The 17581-nt window shown below is 74.9% G+C and carries 17 protein-coding genes; 8 read left to right on the top strand and 9 right to left on the bottom strand.

Features of this window, described 5'->3' with window-relative positions; all coding sequences use genetic code 11:
* Nucleotide 1: 1 nt before the first annotated feature.
* A complete protein-coding gene (locus IE108_RS09835; protein ID WP_064731221.1) occupies nt 2-1072 on the bottom strand; it encodes a YihY/virulence factor BrkB family protein in 1071 nt (356 codons plus the stop codon).
* Between the two features lie 357 nt (nt 1073-1429).
* On the opposite strand from IE108_RS09835, the gene IE108_RS09830 reads away from it, so the two are divergent.
* Genes IE108_RS09830 through IE108_RS09815 form a run of 4 tightly spaced genes read left to right on the top strand, consistent with a single transcriptional unit; the run spans nt 1430 to nt 3614 of the window.
* On the top strand, nt 1430-1837 hold the full coding sequence (locus IE108_RS09830; protein WP_064731222.1) for a hypothetical protein: 408 nt from the start codon (nt 1430-1432) through the stop codon (nt 1835-1837).
* Nucleotides 1834-2631 (top strand): hypothetical protein, encoded by a 798-nt coding sequence (locus tag IE108_RS09825; protein WP_064731223.1) that lies wholly within the window; start codon nt 1834-1836, stop codon nt 2629-2631. The genes IE108_RS09830 and IE108_RS09825 overlap by 4 nt, the downstream gene beginning before the upstream one ends.
* Before the next feature lie 38 nt (nt 2632-2669).
* Nucleotides 2670-3197, top strand: a complete 528-nt coding sequence (locus IE108_RS09820; protein ID WP_064731224.1) for a roadblock/LC7 domain-containing protein — start codon at nt 2670-2672, stop codon at nt 3195-3197.
* Between the two features lie 42 nt (nt 3198-3239).
* Nucleotides 3240-3614 carry a roadblock/LC7 domain-containing protein gene (locus tag IE108_RS09815; protein WP_189397604.1) on the top strand — a complete coding sequence of 125 codons (375 nt, stop codon included), beginning with the start codon at nt 3240-3242 and terminating at the stop codon, nt 3612-3614.
* Between the two features lie 71 nt (nt 3615-3685).
* On the opposite strand, the gene IE108_RS09810 is transcribed toward IE108_RS09815, so the two are convergent.
* The gene (locus IE108_RS09810) at nt 3686-5050 is read right to left on the bottom strand and encodes an FAD-dependent oxidoreductase (RefSeq protein ID WP_064731226.1); all 1365 of its coding nucleotides are present in this window, start codon (nt 5048-5050) and stop codon (nt 3686-3688) included.
* A gap of 216 nt (nt 5051-5266) precedes the next feature.
* Between IE108_RS09810 and IE108_RS09805 the strand changes: the two genes are divergently transcribed.
* A complete protein-coding gene (locus IE108_RS09805) occupies nt 5267-6736 on the top strand; it encodes an MFS transporter (RefSeq protein ID WP_064731227.1) in 1470 nt (489 codons plus the stop codon).
* 31 nt (nt 6737-6767) lie between these two features.
* Here IE108_RS09805 and IE108_RS09800 read toward each other — a convergent pair whose 3' ends face one another.
* On the bottom strand, nt 6768-6917 hold the full coding sequence (locus tag IE108_RS09800) for a hypothetical protein (RefSeq protein WP_107420345.1): 150 nt from the start codon (nt 6915-6917) through the stop codon (nt 6768-6770).
* A gap of 156 nt (nt 6918-7073) precedes the next feature.
* Between IE108_RS09800 and IE108_RS09795 the strand changes: the two genes are divergently transcribed.
* Entirely contained in the window at nt 7074-7247 is a 174-nt protein-coding gene (locus IE108_RS09795) for a CsbD family protein (RefSeq protein WP_064731228.1), read from the top strand.
* A 99-nt stretch (nt 7248-7346) separates the two neighbouring features.
* Here the strand turns inward: IE108_RS09795 and IE108_RS09790 are convergent, their stop codons facing one another.
* From IE108_RS09790 to IE108_RS09780, 3 genes are all read right to left on the bottom strand, one after another.
* Nucleotides 7347-8189 carry a chitosanase gene (locus IE108_RS09790; RefSeq protein ID WP_064731229.1) on the bottom strand — a complete coding sequence of 281 codons (843 nt, stop codon included), beginning with the start codon at nt 8187-8189 and terminating at the stop codon, nt 7347-7349.
* 132 nt (nt 8190-8321) lie between these two features.
* Entirely contained in the window at nt 8322-11069 is a 2748-nt protein-coding gene (locus IE108_RS09785; protein ID WP_079163764.1) for a SpoIIE family protein phosphatase, read from the bottom strand.
* 88 nt (nt 11070-11157) lie between these two features.
* Nucleotides 11158-13713 (bottom strand): SpoIIE family protein phosphatase, encoded by a 2556-nt coding sequence (locus IE108_RS09780; protein ID WP_064732088.1) that lies wholly within the window; start codon nt 13711-13713, stop codon nt 11158-11160.
* A 354-nt stretch (nt 13714-14067) separates the two neighbouring features.
* Between IE108_RS09780 and IE108_RS09775 the strand changes: the two genes are divergently transcribed.
* The gene (locus IE108_RS09775) at nt 14068-14496 is read left to right on the top strand and encodes an ATP-binding protein (RefSeq protein WP_064731230.1); all 429 of its coding nucleotides are present in this window, start codon (nt 14068-14070) and stop codon (nt 14494-14496) included.
* A 6-nt stretch (nt 14497-14502) separates the two neighbouring features.
* On the opposite strand, the gene IE108_RS09770 is transcribed toward IE108_RS09775, so the two are convergent.
* Nucleotides 14503-14868: an STAS domain-containing protein gene (locus IE108_RS09770; protein WP_064731231.1), complete on the bottom strand. Its 366-nt coding sequence runs from the start codon at nt 14866-14868 to the stop codon at nt 14503-14505.
* A gap of 184 nt (nt 14869-15052) precedes the next feature.
* On the opposite strand from IE108_RS09770, the gene IE108_RS09765 reads away from it, so the two are divergent.
* Nucleotides 15053-15307 carry a hypothetical protein gene (locus tag IE108_RS09765; protein WP_064732089.1) on the top strand — a complete coding sequence of 85 codons (255 nt, stop codon included), beginning with the start codon at nt 15053-15055 and terminating at the stop codon, nt 15305-15307.
* Nucleotides 15308-15345: 38 nt separating this feature from the next.
* Here the strand turns inward: IE108_RS09765 and IE108_RS09760 are convergent, their stop codons facing one another.
* Complete coding sequence (locus tag IE108_RS09760; RefSeq protein ID WP_064731232.1) at nt 15346-16935, bottom strand: glycerol-3-phosphate dehydrogenase/oxidase; 1590 nt, start codon at nt 16933-16935, stop codon at nt 15346-15348.
* Nucleotides 16932-17549, bottom strand: coding sequence for a TetR/AcrR family transcriptional regulator (locus IE108_RS09755; RefSeq protein ID WP_064731233.1), 618 nt, complete (start codon nt 17547-17549; stop codon nt 16932-16934). The genes IE108_RS09760 and IE108_RS09755 overlap by 4 nt, the downstream gene beginning before the upstream one ends.
* Nucleotides 17550-17581 lie beyond the last annotated feature (32 nt).

The raw sequence follows: 17581 nt of genomic DNA, 5'->3' as shown, positions 1-17581 counted from the left end.
CTCACTGCCCCGCGGCCGCCTCCCGGTGGTCCGAGTCGTCCCAGGCCCGCGTGTCGCGCGGCTCCACGTACGGCTCCTCCTCCGGCGGGTGGCCGCCGGCGATCACCCGCTGCCGGGCCAGTTCGGCGTCGAACTCCAGGCCCAGCAGGATGGCCAGGTTGGTCACCCAGAGCCACACCAGGAAGACGATGACACCGGCCAGGGTCCCGTACGTCTTGTTGTACGAACCGAAGTTGGCGACGTAGAAGGCGAACCCGGCGGAGGCGGCGAGCCAGATCAGCAGCGCCACCACGCTGCCGAGCGAGACCCACTTGAAGCCCTTGACCCGGGCGTTGGGCGTGGCCCAGTAGAGGATCGCGATCATGAAGACGACGAGGAGGACCAGCACCGGCCACTTGGCGAAGGACCACACCGTCAGCGCGGTGTCACCGATGCCGAGCGCGGTGCCCGCCTGCTGCGCCAGGGAGCCGGTGAACACGACGATGAGCGCGCTGACCACGGCCAGCACCAGCAGCACCACGGTCAGCGCCACCCGCAGCGGCAGCACCTTCCACATCGGCCGCCCCTCGGGCACGTCGTAGACCGCGTTGGCCGCGCGGATGAACGCGGCTACGTAGCCGGACGCCGACCAGACGGCGCCGACCAGGCCGACCACCGCCAGCACGGAGCCCAGCCCCGCCCTGGCCTGCAACTGCTCCACCGCGTCGGTGACGATGTCCCGCACCGAACCGGGCGTCAGCTGCTGGATGTTCTTCAGGACCTCCTCGGTGGCCGAGGGCCCGGCGACACCGAGCATCGAGACCAGCACCAGCAGGGCCGGGAACATGGACAGCACGCCGTAGTAGGTCAAGGCGGCCGCGCGGTCGGTGAGTTCGTCGTCCTGGAACTCCGCGACCACGCGCTTCACCAGAGCGGTCCAGGACTTGCCCGGCAGCTGGACGGGGGAGTCGGGGGCGGCGCGCTCCGTGGAGGCGTCCGGACCGTAGTCCTCGGGGGGCGTCGCGTCCGGCTTCTCGTCCGCTCGGTCGTCCTGGTGACGCTTTCGGCTGTGGGGAAGGTGCAGTCGGGCCATGAGGGTGCGGGTTGCCCGTCACGGCCGCCGCACGCCCCCCGTGTTCCGGCCGGTGCGCACCGGGTGTGCGCGGGACACCCGGGACGGCGGCCGTTCACCCGTGGCGGGCGGGGCGCCGGCGTCCGCACACCGGGCCCGCCGGGCAGGCCCGCCCACCATCCGCACCGGGGCGGTCCTGCCCGCGTCCGTCTCCCTGCCGCGCCGCCAACTCCGGCCCGCCGCGGCCGAAATACCGCAGTATGCCGCAGCGCGCGCACGTTCCTCTGGAAAATGCCAAAGCGCTCACCGGATGCGCGCACTTTCCGTAGTCTCGGCGTCACGTTCGCGGTACAGCCGTGCAGGGGGAGGGGATCCGGCGTGCCCGGAATCGACGAGAGTCTGCTGGAAGCCATGCGACTGCCCGGCGCGCGGGGCGCGTCGCTGGTCGACTGGATCAGCGGGCTCGCCCTGGGCGCCGTCGGTGAGGCACCGGGCGGCGACTGGGAGGCCACGGCGGCCGAGACCGCCGAACTGGCCCGGCACGTCGCCGAGAGCGGCTCCCTCGCGGCGGGCGCCACGGCCGGTGCCGCCGCCGAAGCGGGCAAGGAGCCCCCGGTGGAGGACCTGATCGCCACCACCGCGGACGCATACCACCTGCTCAGGTTCGTCAGCACACCGTTCGACAGCACCGTCTTCCTCCACCTCTGGCTGGGCCGCGACGACGGCAACCTCGCGCTGGCCCGTATCCGCCTCGCGGAGATGGCGGACCGCCTGGTGCTCGGATGACCAGGGTGACCACCACCTGGGCCACCCAGGAGACGACGTCGGCGGCCCTCGGCGCGCTGGCCGCCGAGGGGGCGACCGGCGCCCTCTCCGGCGAGCGGGGCATCGTCTACCTCTCCGCCGGCCGCGTCGTGCACGCCGAGTCGGCCTTCACCCCGGACCTCGGCGCCCTGCTCACCCGCAGCGGCGCCGTCCCCTCCGACGGCTGGTGGGACGCGGTCGACCGCGGCGGTGCCCAGCACCGGGTGGGTCACCGGCTGGTGGACAGCGGGCGGCTCGCCGCCGGCGCGCTGGAGGTCTGCCACCTGGGCGCGCTGTTCGACGCCGCGTACTTCGTCCTCGCCCACGACACCCGCGCGCACCGCTTCCGGCCCGGCGCGGTGCACTGGCTCGGCGCGGTCCGCTCGGTGCCGGTCGACGCGGTCGTCCGCGAGTCCGATCGGCGGCGCGCGCTGCTGGACCGGATACATCCGGACCCCGCCATCGACACCGTCCCGCTGACCCGGGTGCCGGGCGCCGGGCGGCCCGGTCTGCCGGCCCGGCGCGGCCGCACCCTCACCCAGGTCGACGGCGTGCGCACCGCCGCCCAGATCGCCTCGTCGCTCGCCTGCCGCACGTACCACATCCTCGTCGACCTGCGCCGCCTGGCCGCCGACGGTCTCGTCGCCGCCGCCCCGCCCACCGCCCCGCAGACCGCCCCGGTCCCGGCACCGGGCCCCGACCCGGCCGGCACCGGGTGGGACGACCCGGACACGGCCCTGCTGCGACGGCTCCGAGACGCCCTGGAGGCCCTGTGATCCGCGCGCGCCGTCAGCGTGCCGAAAGGAGACTGCTCATGGCCGTCGAGAGCGACGTCCTGGACGAACTGCACCGACTGCGCAACCGCGTGCCCCAGCTGACCGGGTCACTCGCGGCCACCGTGGACGGACTGGTCCTCGCCCACGACGCGCCCGGCACCGAACCCGAGGGCCTCGCCGCGCTCACCGCGGCCGCCCTCGGCGTCGCGCACCGCATGGCCGAGGCCACCTCGCGCGGCGGCTTCCGCGAACTGCTGCTGCGCGGAGCCGACGGCTACGTCGCCACCTACGCGGCCGGCCCCGCCGCCGTCCTCACCCTGCTCGCCGACGGCCGGGTCAACGTCGGCCGGCTCCACCTGGAGGGCCGGCGCAGCGGCGCCCGCATCGGCGAACTGGTCGCGGCGCACACCGGGCTGGACCGCGGCCGCGCACCGGCCGCCGCGGACCCCGTGCCGGCGTCCGCCGCCGACCCTGCCCGGCCCATCGGCACCCTGCCGGTGCGCACCCCGCAACGGCCCGCGCACCGGCCGTCCCCCCAGACCGGCGGCCACCGCCGGCCCACCTAGACCAACGATCACCCACCCATCACGTCCGGAAGGGAACCCACCATGGCCAACCTGGAGACCTCGCTCAAGGAATGCCTCAGCTCCATCGACGGAGCGTCCGCCGCCGCACTGGTCGACTACACCAGCGGCATGGCGCTCGGCACGCTGGGCGGGACCAAGGAGTTCAACCTGGAGGTCGCCGCCGCCGGGAACACCGACGTCGTACGGGCCAAGCTCCGCACCATGGAGCACCTCGGCCTGAAGGAGGAGATCGAGGACATCCTGATCACCCTCAGCACCCAGTACCACATGATCCGCCTGCTCAGGGGGCGCGGCGGCAACGGGCTGTTCCTGTACCTGGTGCTGGACGCGAGCCGCGCGAACCTCGCGATGGCCCGCCACCAACTCCGCCGCATCGAGGCCGAGCTGGAGGTCTGACGGCCGCGGGCCCGGCGGGAGGCTCCCCGCCGGGCCCGGCCACCGGGCCGATACGGCCCGGACGTCGGCGATCAGGCGCCGCTCTCGCGGAGCATGTCCTCGCGCTCGACGAGCTTGATGCGCTCCCGCCCGAACGGCACGCCCAGCGCCTTCTCCGCGGCGTCCAGGCTGTACCAGCCGTCCCAGGTGGTGAAGCGGACGTTCCGCTCGGCCAGGAAGGCGTCCACGGCCTCCGGCGCGGGCGAGGCGGGGGTCTGCAGACGGCCGTTCGCGTAGTCGTCCAGCAGGTTCGCCACCGTCTCGTTGGCGTCGCCCTTGGTGTGGCCGATCAGGCCGACCGGGCCGCGCCTGATCCAGCCCGTGACGTACGTCGACTGCAGGTGCTCGCCGGACTCCTGGATCACGCGGCCGCCCCGGTCCGGAACCGTGCCGGAGTCGATGTCCCAGGGCAGCTTGGGCAGCTGGTCGGAGAGGTAGCCGACCGCCCGGTAGACGGCCTGGACGTCCCAGTCCTTGAACTCGCCGGTGCCCTTGACGTTCCCGGTGCCGTCCAGCGCGGTGCGCTCGGTGCGCAGGCCGACCACCTTGCCGTCCTCGCCGAGGATCTCGGAGGGCGACTCGAAGAAGTGCAGGAACAGCTTGTGCGGCCGGTCGCCGACGTCGCGGATCGCCCAGTTCTCCAGCGTCTTGGCGACCATGTCGGCCTGCTTGTTGCCCCGCCGGGTCGCGATCGAGCCCTCGTCGTAGTCGATGTCCTCGGGGTCGACGATGACCTCGATGTTGGGGGAGTGGTCCAGCTCCCGCAGCTCCATCGGGCTGAACTTGGCCTGCGCCGGGCCGCGGCGGCCGAAGACGTGGACCTCCAGCGCCTTGTTGGCCTTGAGCCCCTCGTAGACGTTCGGCGGGATCTCGGTCGGCAGCAGCTCGTCCGCGGTCTTGGCGAGGACGCGCGCGATGTCCAGGGCCACGTTCCCGACGCCGAGCACGGCGACCTTCTCGGCCTCCAGCGGCCAGGTGCGCGGGTAGTCGGGGTGGCCGTCGTACCAGGCGACGAAGTCGGCGGCGCCGTAGGAGCCGTCCAGCTCGAAGCCGGGGACCTTGAGGTCGCGGTCGGCCGTGGCGCCCGTGGCGAAGATCACACCGTCGTAGAAGGCGCGGAGGTCGTCCAGGCTCACGTCGGTCGGGTAGTTCACGTTACCGAAGAGACGGATCTGCGGCTTGTCGAGCACCTGGTGCAGGGCCGTGATGATGCCCTTGATCCGGGGGTGGTCGGGCGCGACGCCGTAACGGATGAGTCCGAACGGGGCGGGCATGCGCTCGAAGATGTCGATGGAAACGCCGGGGTCGGCGGCAACCTCGGACTTCAGCAGGGCGTCGGCGGCGTAGATTCCGGCGGGACCGGATCCGACGATGGCCACCCGCAGAGGGCGGGGCATGTTCAGGTTCCCTTCGAGCGGTGACAGATCGACTCACGGGGAAGCCTAAGCTAAGGCAAGCCTAAGTCGGTACGCGGGTCCGGTCTATGAGGCCATAAGAGCGGCTTATGGGATCTCATGGTTGGACTTTGCGTCCGGGTTTGAACCCCCCGTCACGGGTGACGCATGCACGGGGCGCGGCGGTCGCGCCCGTGCCGTCCGACGAGGGGAGCGCGCGTGCAGCGTCCGGACGACAGCTCGGATCCGAACCGCTGGCGGGCCCTGTGGGTCACGCTGGTCGCCGGCTTCATGACGCTCCTGGACGTCACCATCGTCGCCGTCGCCCTGCCGTCGATGCAGGAGGGGCTGCACGCCTCGGCGGCGTCCGTGCAATGGGTCGTCTCCGGCTACGCGCTCGCCTTCGCCCTGACCCTGGTGACGGCCGGCCGGATCGGCGACGCGTTCGGCCGGCGCCGGGTGTTCCTCGCCGCCCTCGCCGCCTTCGTGCTCTTCAGCGCCGCCGCCGGAGCGGCCCCCGGCATCGGGCTGCTGGTGCTCGCCCGGATCTTCCAGGGGGTCGCCGCGGGCAGCCTCGCCCCGCAGAACTCGGCGCTGATCCAGCAGCTCTTCCACGGTGCGGAACGAGGGCGCGCCTTCGGGTTCTTCGGCGCCACCGTCGGCGTGTCCAGCGCCGTGGGCCCCGTCGTCGGCGGCCTCATCCTCGCGCTGGCCGGCCCCGAGGGCTGGCGGTGGATCTTCTACGTCAACGTGCCGGTCGGCGTGGTCGCGCTGGTGCTCGGCTTCCGCCTGCTGCCCCGGGTGGCGCCGGGCGGCCCCGGACGGCTCGACCCGGTGGGGGTGGCGCTGCTCGGCACCGGCATGCTCGCCCTGATGCTTCCGCTGGTCCTCGCCGAGAGCGGGGGCCTGACCAAGGTGTGGTGGCTGTTCCCCGCCGGAGCCGTCGTCCTGGCCGCCTTCGCCCGGTGGGAGCGGCGGGTCGCCCGCCGCGGCGGCCAGCCGCTGCTGGAACCCGGCCTGCTCACCGAGACCCGCGGGTACGCCACCGGCGCCGGCCTGGCCGCGCTGTACTTCGTCGGCTTCAGCGGGGTGTGGCTGGTGTTCGCGCTGTTCTTCCAGAGAGGCCTGGGCTTCTCGCCGCTGATGTCCGGCCTCGCGGTCACCCCGTTCGCCGTGGGATCGGCCGCCGCCGCGGCCGTGGCGGGCCGGCTGGTGGAGCGGCTGGGCCGGCTGCTGACGGTCTGGGGGCTCGTCGCCGTCATGGCGGGTCTCGGGGCGACCGCCCTGCTGCTCTGGCTGGCGCCCGCCGACCGGGCCGCCTGGTACGCGGTGCCCGCCCTGCTCCTGGCCGGCATCGGCAGCGGCTGCGTGATCTCGCCGAACATCACCATGACGCTGCGCGACGTCCCCGTGCGGATGGCCGGCGCCGCGGGCGGCGCCCTCCAGACGGGGCAGCGGCTCGGGGGCGCCGTCGGCACCGCCGCGCTTCCCGGTCTGTTCTACCTGACCCTGAACGCCACCCACGAGGACTACCAGGAGGCGGTGGCCCTCTCGGTGGGGTGCGCCGTCGCCGCGATGCTGTGCGCGCTGACCGTCGCGGTCCGCGACTGGCGCCGGGACGTCCCCGCCGAGGAGGCCGGCTGTCCGCCGGAGACGTCCCACAGCCACACCCACGCCGGCCAGGGCTGACGGGCGCGGGGGCCGCCGTCCGGCAAAGGGGTCAGCGCCGCTTGCTGCCGAGCCTGCGCAGCATCTGCTGGGCCTGTGCGCGGCGGCGCGGGTCCGCGGCGGCCCGGCGCACCTGCTCGGCCGCCCTGCGCCCCTGCGGGCTGCGCGCGAACCGCTTGATCCGGTCCAGTACTCCGGCCATGACGTCCCTCCGAGTCGACGACGGTCCTGCTCTGTCCTGTCCGTCCTCTACCCCGGCGGCCCGTGAACACCCCTCGGCACCTCGCAGGTTTGGCGCCGCTCCAGCGGGCACCCGCAGTCGCAGACCATGCAAACGAGCGCCGAGAGGTGAGTCACTGTGGCCGGCAACCAGAAGTCGAAGGCCAAGATGGAGCAGGCCAAGGGCAAGGCCAAGGAAACGGTCGGCCGGGCCGTCGGCAACGAGAGGATGACGGCCGAGGGCCGCGCCGAGCAGTCGAAGGGCGACGCCCGGCAGGCCAAGGAGAAGGGCAAGGACGCCTTCCGGCACTGACACCGGGAGACATCCCGCTCGACGCGGGCCGCGGAGACCGGCACACGGCCGGGTCCGCGGCCCGCGTCGTGCCGTCGCCCCGGCGGGGACGGGGCGGCCTCAGCCGATGTGGTAACTGTCCCCGTACACCCGCCAGTCCAGCGGCGGATCCAGGTCCAGGTTCCCCGCGTCGAGGAAGACGCGCTGCGCCGTGTCGACCCGGCTCGTGTCGCTGTGCGCCTCCTCCTGCCGCATCGCCCACACCCGCTCGTCGAGGAAGGCGTGCAGGTAGGTCACCTCGTCGCCGCCCTGGGCCGGCGGCCGGGCCCGGCCGAGGGCGCGCTCGCGGATGCTGCCGAAGCCCAGCGGGTCGCTGCCGCCGCCGTGCATGACGATCGCGTCGTAGTACGCGAACTGGCCCAGCGTGCGCAGCCCGTCCGCCTGCCCCTGGCGTACCGCCGGACCGAAGTAGACGCGGTCGCGCTCGTCGTCCTGCGCGCCGCGGAACGCGGGGTCGTCGGCCGCCCGGCGCCAGTCCTCGGGAAATCCCGGGTCGAGCCCTTCGTGCGAGTCGGTGCCGTCGACGCGGCGCAGCGCCGGCAGATAGGGGGCCAGCGCGTTGCCGGGGCTGCGCTGCGTGTACAGCTCCACCAGGTCGAGCATGTCGCCGGTGCCGGAGCAGAAGCCGATGATGCCCGCCGTGTAGCCGCGGCCGTCACCGATGTCCTCGATGTACCGGTACTGCGCCCGCCAGTCGAGCGAGGAGTTCTCCGCGCTCGACACGAGCTGCATGGCGATCTCCTTCTTCGCCGGGTCGTCCAGCCCCGAGACGCGCGCGGGCGCGGCCGCGGCCCGGGCCGGGGAGAGCAGGGGGAGGGTCGCCAGGGACGCGCATGCCATGGCGAGCACGGTACGGCGCGAGGTGCCCGCGCCGGGCGCGGGGTCGCTGAAGAGGTGCCTCACGGAATCTCCAGTCGGTGTGGGGGGTGGGAGTGCCGGGCACTGATAGGAAAGTTGCCTACCAGATGCCGGGCGTGCTGGACACCCGTCGGGCACGATTCGGTACGGACCTGGGGGGCGGCGCCGCCCACCCGGTCACGGCATGGGCTGCTCCGCCCAGATGACCTTGCCGGCCGGCGTGTAGCGGGTGCCCCAGCGCTCGGCGAGCTGCGCGACCAGGAACAGCCCGCGCCCGCCCTCGTCGGTCATGGCCGCGTAGCGCAGGTGGGGCGAGGTGCTGCTGCTGTCGAAGACCTCGCAGACCAGGCTCCGGTCGCGCAGCATCCGCACGTGGACGGTCTCGCCGCCGTACCGGATGGCGTTGGTGACCAGCTCGCTGAGGATCAGCTCCGTGGCGAACGCCAGGTCGTCCAGTCCCCACTCGGTCAGCCGCCGGGTGACCTGGGAGCGCACCTCGCCGACGGCGGCCGGGTCGGACGGCACCTGCCACTCGGCCACCTGGTCGGGGCCGAGGGTGCGGGTGCGGGCCACGAGCAGGGCGATGTCGTCGCCCGGCCGGTCCGGGAGCCGGGCGTCCAGGACGGTCCGGCAGGTCTCCTCGGGTGTCTCGCCGGCCGTCTCCAGCGCCCGGCGCAGCTGCTCCAGGCCCACGTCGATGTCGTGCTCCCGGTCCTCCACCAGACCGTCGGTGTACAGCACCAGCCGGCTGCCCTCGGCGAGCCGCAGCTCGGTCGTCTCGAACGGCAGGCCGCCCAGCCCCAGCGGGGGACCGGCGGGCACCTCGGGGAACTCCACGCTGCCGTCGGGCCCGATCAGCGCCGGTGGCGGGTGGCCCGCGCGGGCGATCACGCAGGTGGCGGCGACCGGATCGTAGATCGCGTAGAGACAGGTCGCGCCGGTGACGGGGGCGGTGCCGTCGTCGGTCTGCTCGTCCTGGTCGATGCGGCCGACCAGCTCGTCCAGCAGGCCGAGCAGTTCGTCCGGCGGCAGGTCGAGGGCGCTGAAGTTGTGCACCGCCGTGCGCAGCCGCCCCATCGTGGCCGCCGCGTGCAGTCCGTGCCCCACGACGTCGCCGACCACCAGCGCGACCCTGGCCCCCGACAGCGGCAGGACGTCGAACCAGTCGCCGCCCACCCCCGCCTGGGCGGGCAGGTACCGGTAGGCGACGTCCAGGGCGTTCTGGTCCGGCATGCGGCGGGGCAGCAGGCTGCGCTGGAGGGTGACCGCCATGCTGTGCTCGCGCGTGTAGCGGCGCGCGTTGTCGATGGAGACCGCGGCCCGCGCGACCAGCTCCTCGGCGAGGGCCAGCTCGTCCTCGTCGAACGGCTCGGGCGTCTCGCGGCGCCAGAAGCTGACCACCCCGAGCACCAGCGTGCCCGCCCGCAGCGGCACGGTGATCAGCGAATGGATGCCGTACTCCAGGACCTGCGCGGTCCGTTCGAGGTCCTGCGCCTGCCAGCCGGCGGCCACGTCGAGGCGCGGTTCGAGCAGGGGGGCGCCGGTGCGCAGGGTCCGGCCCTGCGGGGACGACTCCACGTAGCGCAGCTGGTGGCCCACCGGGTAGAGCGGGACGTCCCCGGTGCCGCCGCCGAGCGCGGTGCGGTGCAGCGCCGTCACGCCCTCCGGCTGGCCGCCCGCGAGCACGGCGTCGAACAGGTCCACGCTGACGTAGTCCGCGAACCGGGGCACGGCCAGCTCCGCCAGCTCCTCGGCGGTGCGGGTGACGTCGAGACTGGTGCCGATGCCGACGCCCGCGTCGTACAGCATGTCGAGGCGTTCCCGGGCCGTCTCGGCGCGGCCGGACAGGGCCCGCAGCTCCGTGGAGTCGCGGAGCGTGGCGACGCTGCCCGCCGGGCCGCCGCGCACGTCGGTGGGCCGCTGGTTGACCGCCAGGAGCCGGTCCTTGACGAGGTGCACCTCGTCGGTCGCCTCCCGTCCGGACGCCAGCAGCTCCGCGGTGTCGGCGGGCAGGCCGAGGTCGCGGACGTCGCGCCCCTCGTTGTCGGGCGGCAGGTTGAGCAGTCGCACGGCCTCGTCGTTGGCGAGCAGCAGACCGCCCCCCGGGCCGACGATGAGGACGCCCTCGCGGACGCTGTGCAGCACCGCGTCGTGGTGTTCGTACATCCGGGTCATCTCGCGTGGCCCCAGGCCGTGGGTCTGGCGCAGCAGCCGGCGGCTGACGAGGGCGGTGCCCGCCGTCGCCACGGCCAGCCCGACCGCCGCCACGATCAGCACCAGCGGCAGCTGCCGCTCGGCGGCGCCGCCCACGTTCTCCGTGGTGATCCCGGCCGAGACCAGGCCGATGACCGTGCCGTCAGGGTCCTCGACCGGCACGATCGCCTGGACCAGCGGGCCGAGGGTCCCGTCGACCTCCTCCGTGACCGTCTTCCCGTCCAGCGCCGGGGCGATGTTCCCGACGAACTGCCGCCCGATGCGGTCCGGCTTGGGATGCGTGTAGCGCACGCCGTCGGTGTCGGTGACGACCACGAAGTCGACGCCGGTCGCCTTGCGGGCCGCCTCGGCGCGCGGCTGGAGGACGGCCGTGGGGTCGGGGGAGCGCAGCGCCTCCCGGATGCCGGGGGAGTTGGCGAACGTCTCGGCCACCGCGACGGACCGGTTGCGGGCCTCCACGGTGGTGTCGTGCCGTACCTGGAGCACCAGCGCGACCGCCGCGGCCACCACCAGCAGCAGCACGATGACCACGTTCATGGCGAAGACCTGGGCGGCCACGCTGCGTCCGGACAGCACCCGGCGCAGCGCGGAGTCACGCCGCCCCGCGTCCGCCCCCCGCCGTGTCGGGTCCGCGTCCCCCCGGTGCCGGGAGAGCGGGCCGCTGGGACGACGGGGTGACCGCTCTCCCGATCGACCCCTCAGTCGGACCATGTGCCCATGTCTACACTGCCGGGCCCCGTGAGGCGAGGGGCACCCCCTGTGGTGGCGCGGCCGGCCGCCGCGGCGGCCGCGGACCGGGTCACCCGGGGTGCCCGGGAGGGGGGCGCCGGGTGGCGAGCAGCAGGGCGATGTCGTCGGCGCGGTCCTTCGTGTGGCGGGCCGCCACGACGAGGCGGTCCGCCACGCCCGCCAGCGCGCCGCCGCCGGACCGGGCGGCCGGCGCGCCCGCCCTGGCCAGGGCCAGCCGCAGGGCGGTGATGCCGTCGTCGATGTCGCCGCCGGGGCGTTCCACCAGTCCGTCCGTGTAGAGGGCGAGGACGGCGCCCGGCTCGACGCGGAACTCGGTCAGCGGGTACGGCGCCCCGGGGTCCACGCCGAGCACCACGCCGCCGGGCAGGTCCAGGGCCTCGGTGCGTCCGTCCGGGTGGCGCAGCAGCGGCGGCGGGTGGCCCGCGCGCGCGGCGAGGGCGCGGCCGGTGGCGGGGTCGAGCCGGATGTAGCAGCAGCTCGCGAACAGGCCCGGGTCCAGGTCGGCGAGCAGGTGGTTGACGCCGCTCATCACCTCGTCGGGCGGACGGTCGCCGAGGGCGAAGGCCCGCACCGCGCTGCGCAGTTGCCCCATCGTGGCCGCCGCCTGCACGCCGTGCCCCTGCACGTCGCCGATGACCAGGGCCATGCCGTCCCCGGAGGCGACGACGTCGTACCAGTCCCCGCCCACCTCCATGCCCTCGGTGCCGGGCAGGTAGCGTCCCGCGGTCTCCAGCAGCGGGTGGGCGGGCAGCCGGCGGGGGAGCAGGACGCCTTGCAGGCCGCGGGCCAGCGCGGTCTCCGACTCGTAGCGCCGGGCCTTCTCCATGGCGTGCGCGATCAGCCCGGCGAGCGCGGTGAGCACGGTGCGTTCCTCGGTGCTGAAGCCGCGCGCCCGGTCGAAGCCGAGGATGCAGGACCCGACCGGGCGCCCGGACGCGATCAGCGGCAGGAAGGCGCGGGCGCCCTCGGTGGCGTCCAGCGGGATGCCGGGGTAGGCGGCGGCCAGGTCCTGCATGGAGTCGAAGAAGAGCGGCCGGCCGCTGGTCAGCGTCTCGACGCCGGGCAGCCGGGCGTCCAGCGCGACGCCCTCGAAGGGAGCGAGGAACCCCGGCGGGAAGCCCGTCTCCCACGCCAGGTACAGGTGGCGGTCCTGGAGCAGGTAGATGGCGAGGCGGCGGCCGCCGAAGGCGGAGAGCAGCTCGCGCACGACCACGGCGGACACCTGGCGCGCGGTGACCGCCTCGGTGAGCGCGACGGCCAGCACGATCGGGCGGTACTCGGGCGCCGTCGCGGCGACCGGCGGGGCGGGGGCGCCGGTCTCGGGCTCCGCCTCGGGCACCCCGTGCTCCGGGGTGAGGCCGGCCGACGCGTCCGCCACGCGGTTGGCGGGCCGCAGGGTGACCGCGAGGAGATCGGGGCCCGGGTGGACGGATACGGCCAGCCAGTCGCCCTCGAAGGGCTGCGGCGCGGTGCGGCGGCTCGTGTCGGGCGGGCGCCGGACGTGGAAGCGGACCGGGTCGGGGGAGAGCAGCGCGCCGCGCAGGTGGTCCTCGTAGGCGGCCTGGTCCAGCCACGGCACCGCCTCCCACAGCGAGCGCCCGACGAGCGCCGCCCGGGGGCGGCCCAGCAGCTGGGCGGCGCGCGGGTTGGCGTAGGCGACCGTGCCCAGCCGGTCCACGCAGAACACCCCCTCGGGCAGCAGGTCGGCGGCGGCGTCGGCCACGCCGCCGGCGAGGGGGTCCCGGACCGCTCCCCGCACGGTCACGTCGTCGCTCCGGGCTCCGGGGGCCCGCCACAACTCGACCAGGCGCGGGGCGCCGCCGTCCGCCAGACGCACGTGCAGGGGCAGCCCCGGCGGTGCCCCCGTGGCCGTCTCCCGCAGCGCGGACGCCAGCCTGTGCCCGTCGCCGGCGGCTAGTACGGCGGTGAGCGCCGCGAGGCCGGTGGGGGGTCCGGCTGGGCCGGGCGGCAGGCCGAGCAGGGTGCACAGCGGCTCGTCGAGGGTGACGGCGCCGGTCGCCGGGTCCCAGGCGAAACTCCCGGTGTGCCGCGGGTGCCGTGCGGCGGGCGGCGGCCGCACGCAGAGCGGTTCGCCCTCCCAGAGCACCGGCGGCGCGGCGCGGTCCTCGTCCAGTCGCTCCAGGGCCGCGCCCAGCTCCTCGGCCAGGGGCGCCATCCGGTCGGCGCCCTCCAGCACCTCGGCGGCGTCCGATGCGGGGGGCCGCAGGACGGTGAGAACGCCGTACGTCCGCCTCGTCCCGGCGACCGGCACGTACAGCGACCCGAACGGGAACGGCAGGCCGGCCGCGAACTGCGGGTAGCGGCGCATCGTCTCGGCGGCACCCGGCAGCACGACGCGGACGCCCAGGCGGTAGGCGTCGGCGACCGGGAAGGGGCTGTCGGCGTGCAGGCGCCACCAGGGCCGGAACAGTGGTCCGGGCAGCCCGGTGAGCACGGCCAGCCGCAGCAGACCGGGGGTGCCGGAGCGCAGGTAGATCCCGCCCACCCGGCCGTCGGCGGCCTCGATCGCCCGGACGCAGGCGTCGACCAGCGGCGCCGTCAGCCGTCCCGGCGTCCGGCCCGCATCCTCGGCGCCTGCACTCATCGGCCCCACCTCGTCCGTGCGCCGCCGCGCGGTCGACACAGCAAGAATGCGCCACCGGACCCGGATCGCGCACGCGGTCGGTCCGCGCGGGTGACCCTTCCAGCGCTTCGCCGACCTCGGCGTCGACGTGCGGACCACGGAGCCCGGCATCGAGGGCTCGGGCTCCGCCGCGCCCGCTGCGGGCGGCCGCACCGCCCCTTGACCGGTCCGGGCCTCCCCGCCGGCGCCTGTCCGAAAGGCGGCGCGGGCGGCGGAAGTTGGGGCAATCGAGTCGTGCGCGACCCGCCGGTGCGTATCGTGTGGGGCCGGGACCTCGCTCCCCCACACGGCCCCGACCGGACGGTGAGGCTCAGTATGACTCCGGCGCACGGACCCGATGCCGCGGACGCCTCCGCCGTCTCCACGGTGGTGGAGTTCACGGGCGGTTCGGCGATGATCCCCGCCTCCCGGGACGTCGTGCACCGCTTCGTCGCGCACCTCGCCGAGCTGGGCGTCGCCCCGGCCGACACCTTCCTCGACACCGCCCGCCTGGTCGCCAGCGAACTGGTGACGAACGCCCTGCGGCACGCGCCCGGCCCGTGCCGGCTGGCGCTGACCCTGGTGGGCGACCGGGTGGAGATCGCGGTGTCCGACACCGGGGACGGTTTTCCCACCTTCCTGCCCCGCGACCCCGTGCGCGTCGGCCGGCACGGCCTGGAGATCGTCACCCGGCTGTGCGGCGAGGTGATCACCAGGCCGCACACCAAGGGGAAGACCGTGTACGCGCGGCTGCCGCTGACCTGACCCGCCTCAGCCGGTCAGCGCCTGTTCCACGCTGGGGAAGCAGTCGATCAGCCCGTCCACGCCGACGAGCCGCAGCACCCGCTCGACGGGGTCCCGCGGCGCCGCCAGCCGGAGCCAGACCCCGAGGGACTCGGCCTCGCGGTGCGCCGTGATCAGGACGTTGATGCCGCTGGAGTCCAGGAAGCCCACCTCGCCGAAGTCGACGACGGTGCCCGGGGAGGACTGCACCGACGACAGCAGGACGTCGCGGAACCGGCCGCTGCCGTCGAGATCGACCTCCCCGGTGAGGATGACGATGCTGACGCCGTCGCCCGTGGTGGTACGGGTGATCAGCAGCCGCTCGGGTACTGCCGGTCCCTCGGTCTCCGCCACGCTTCCCTCACCTCTCGCATATGCCCGGCCGTCGATGGTGGCTTGATGTTAAGGCCCTTCGCCGTCCGTGGGGCCCAGTTGCGCGGACCCGTGCCCACGGGACGCCCGGCACCCGGTTCGACGCGCGCGACGGCGCTCGGCTGACTACCGTCGAAGTGTGGAGGAGCACACGTTCGAGGAGCTCGTGCACAAGCGTCGCGCGGCGGACCTGGCGCAGCACCGGGTCGAGGAACTGCGCGACTCGTACGGGCCGCCCACGCAGCACCGGTGGACCCCGCGGCAGTCCGACACCTACGAGACCGCCGTGCGGGCCTGGCGCGACCTGGACCGGGACGCGCGGACCGCGATGGCGGAGTACGTGAAGGAGGGAGGCGGGTCCCGGGACACCACCGAGGAGAACGTCCGCAGGGCCGTCCAGGACGAACAGCCGGGGGCCTGACCGGGCAGCCTGACCGGGCCCCCGCCGGCAGCGCGTCCCTACCCGGCCCGCCCGGCCATGGCCTCCCCGACCAGGCCGCGTACGGCGTCCAGCGCCGCCGCCCGGTCCTCGGGCACCAGGCCGATGCGGGTGCGCCGGTCGAGGAGGTCGGACTCGTCGAGGGCGCCCTCGTGCCGCACGGCCCACAGCAGCTCGGCGCCGGTGACCGGGTGGCCCGGCAGCACCCGCTCGGCGAGCCGGGGGTCCCGGGCGGCGAGGGCCACGACGTCCGGTGCCTCGGTGCCGTAGCGACGCACCAGGCGGTCCGGCGCGCGCACCGCGGCCAGGTCGCGGGGGGCGGCGGCGCCGACCAGGGGCAGGCTCGCCGTGGGGGACGGTCCGGCGCGCAGGCCGCGCGCGGCGACGGCGGCGTCGACCGCGTCCTCGGCCATCCGCCGGTACGTGGTCAGCTTGCCGCCCACCACCGTGACCACCCCCTCGGACGAGGTGAGCACGGCGTGCCGGCGCGAGATGTCCGCCGTGCGGGGCGCGCCGCCCGGCCGGTCCGGCGAGGTGGTGTCCAGCAGCGGGCGCAGGCCGGCGAAGGCGCCCACCACGTCCTCGCGGTGCACGGGCGCGTCCAGGACGGAGCCGAGCACGTCGAGCAGGAAGCCCACGTCGGTCTCCGGCACCTCGGGGACGTCCGGGACGTCGCCCTCCACGGGCTCGTCGGTCAGACCGACGTAGACCCGGCCGTCGCCCTGGGGCAGTACCAGGACGAAGCGGTTGGTCTCGCCGGGGACCGGCACGTGCAGACCCGCCGGGAGCGGGCCGAGGCGTTCGGAGCGCAGGACGAGGTGGGTGCCACGGGAGGGCCGGACCCGGATGCCGTCCACCAGGCCGCCGGCCCACACTCCGGAGGCGTTGATCACGGCGCGGGCCCGCACCACGCCCTCCTCGCCGGTCAGCTCGTCGCGGATCCGGGCACCGGACCCGGTCAGCTCCAGCGCCCTGGTCCGGGTCAGGATCCGGGCGCCGCGGGCGGCCGCGGTCCGGGCCAGCGCGGTCACCAGCCGGGCGTCGTCGCTGAGCCGACCGTCCCAGGACAGCAGCCCGCCGCGCAGCCGGTCGGAGCGCAGCGCGGGCGCCAGGTGCCGGGTCTCCACGGCGGACAGCCGGCGCGGCGCGGGCAGCGTGGCCCGGGCCGTGCGCGCCGCGAGCCGCAGCGTGTCGCCGGCCCGGAAGCCCGCCCACGCCAGCGCCGCCTGGCCGCGCGAGACCAGCGGCGTCAGCGGCAGCACGAAGGGCTGGGCACGCACCAGGTGGGGCGCGGTGCGCTCCATCAGCACCCCGCGCTCCACCGCGCTCTCGTGCGCGACGTCCAGCTGCGCGGAGGCGAGGTAGCGCAGACCGCCGTGGATGAGCTTGGAACTCCAGCGGGAGGTGCCGAAGGCCAGGTCGTGCGCGTCGACGGCGACGACGCTCAGTCCGCGGGCCGCCGCGTCCAGGGCGGCCCCCGCACCGGTCGCGCCGAGGCCGACGACCAGCACGTCCACCACGGGTCCGCCCACGCAGGCGGCCAGCTCGCGGGAGCGCCGGGCGGCGGACAGGGAGGCGTCCCCGGCGGCGGGGCTGCTGGTGGGGCTCATGGGGTGAGGGTCCTCTCCAGGATGGTGCGCAGCTCCGCGAGGAAGGCCGCGGAGGTCAGCTCGGCGTCGTCCTCGTCGGTCATGGTCCGCAGCGACAGGGCGAAGGACTGGACGACCAGCAGCACGGACCGGGCCTGCCGCTCGGGGTGCGCCCGGCGCACCGACCCGTCCGCGTGCCCCTGCCCGAGCGCGTCGGTCAGCAGTTCGAGGAGGGCCTCCTGGCTCGCGCCGCGCCGGTCGAGTACGTAGGGCAGGAGCAGTTCGGGGTCGACGTCGACGATCTTGCGGAAGAGCGGGTGGGCGCGGAACGCCTCGACCCCTGCGACCATGCCCGCCACGACGCGCGCACGGGTGCCGCCACCCGTCACGGGGTCCGGGATGGCACCGGTGGCCACCGCGATCCACTCGCGGGTCATCAGGTCGCCGACCAGGGACCGCACGTCCGGCCAGCGCCGGTACAGGGTCATCCGGGAGACGCCGGCCCGGCGGGCCACGTCGGTCATCGTCGTGCGGCGGACCCCCACGGCCATCACGCAGTCGCGCACGGCGTCGAGCACCGCGTCGTTGTCCGAGGGGTTCGGCCGGGTCGAGTGGTTGTGACGGTTGGGCGTCATGTGTAACAGTGTAACGCCCCGCCGGGTGGTGC

Source organism: Streptomyces parvulus (genome assembly GCF_014648855.1).
In the GTDB taxonomy this organism is placed as follows: domain Bacteria; phylum Actinomycetota; class Actinomycetes; order Streptomycetales; family Streptomycetaceae; genus Streptomyces; species Streptomyces parvulus.
Note: the sequence above shows the minus strand (reverse complement) of the source record. Positions and strands in the feature narration are given on the sequence as shown.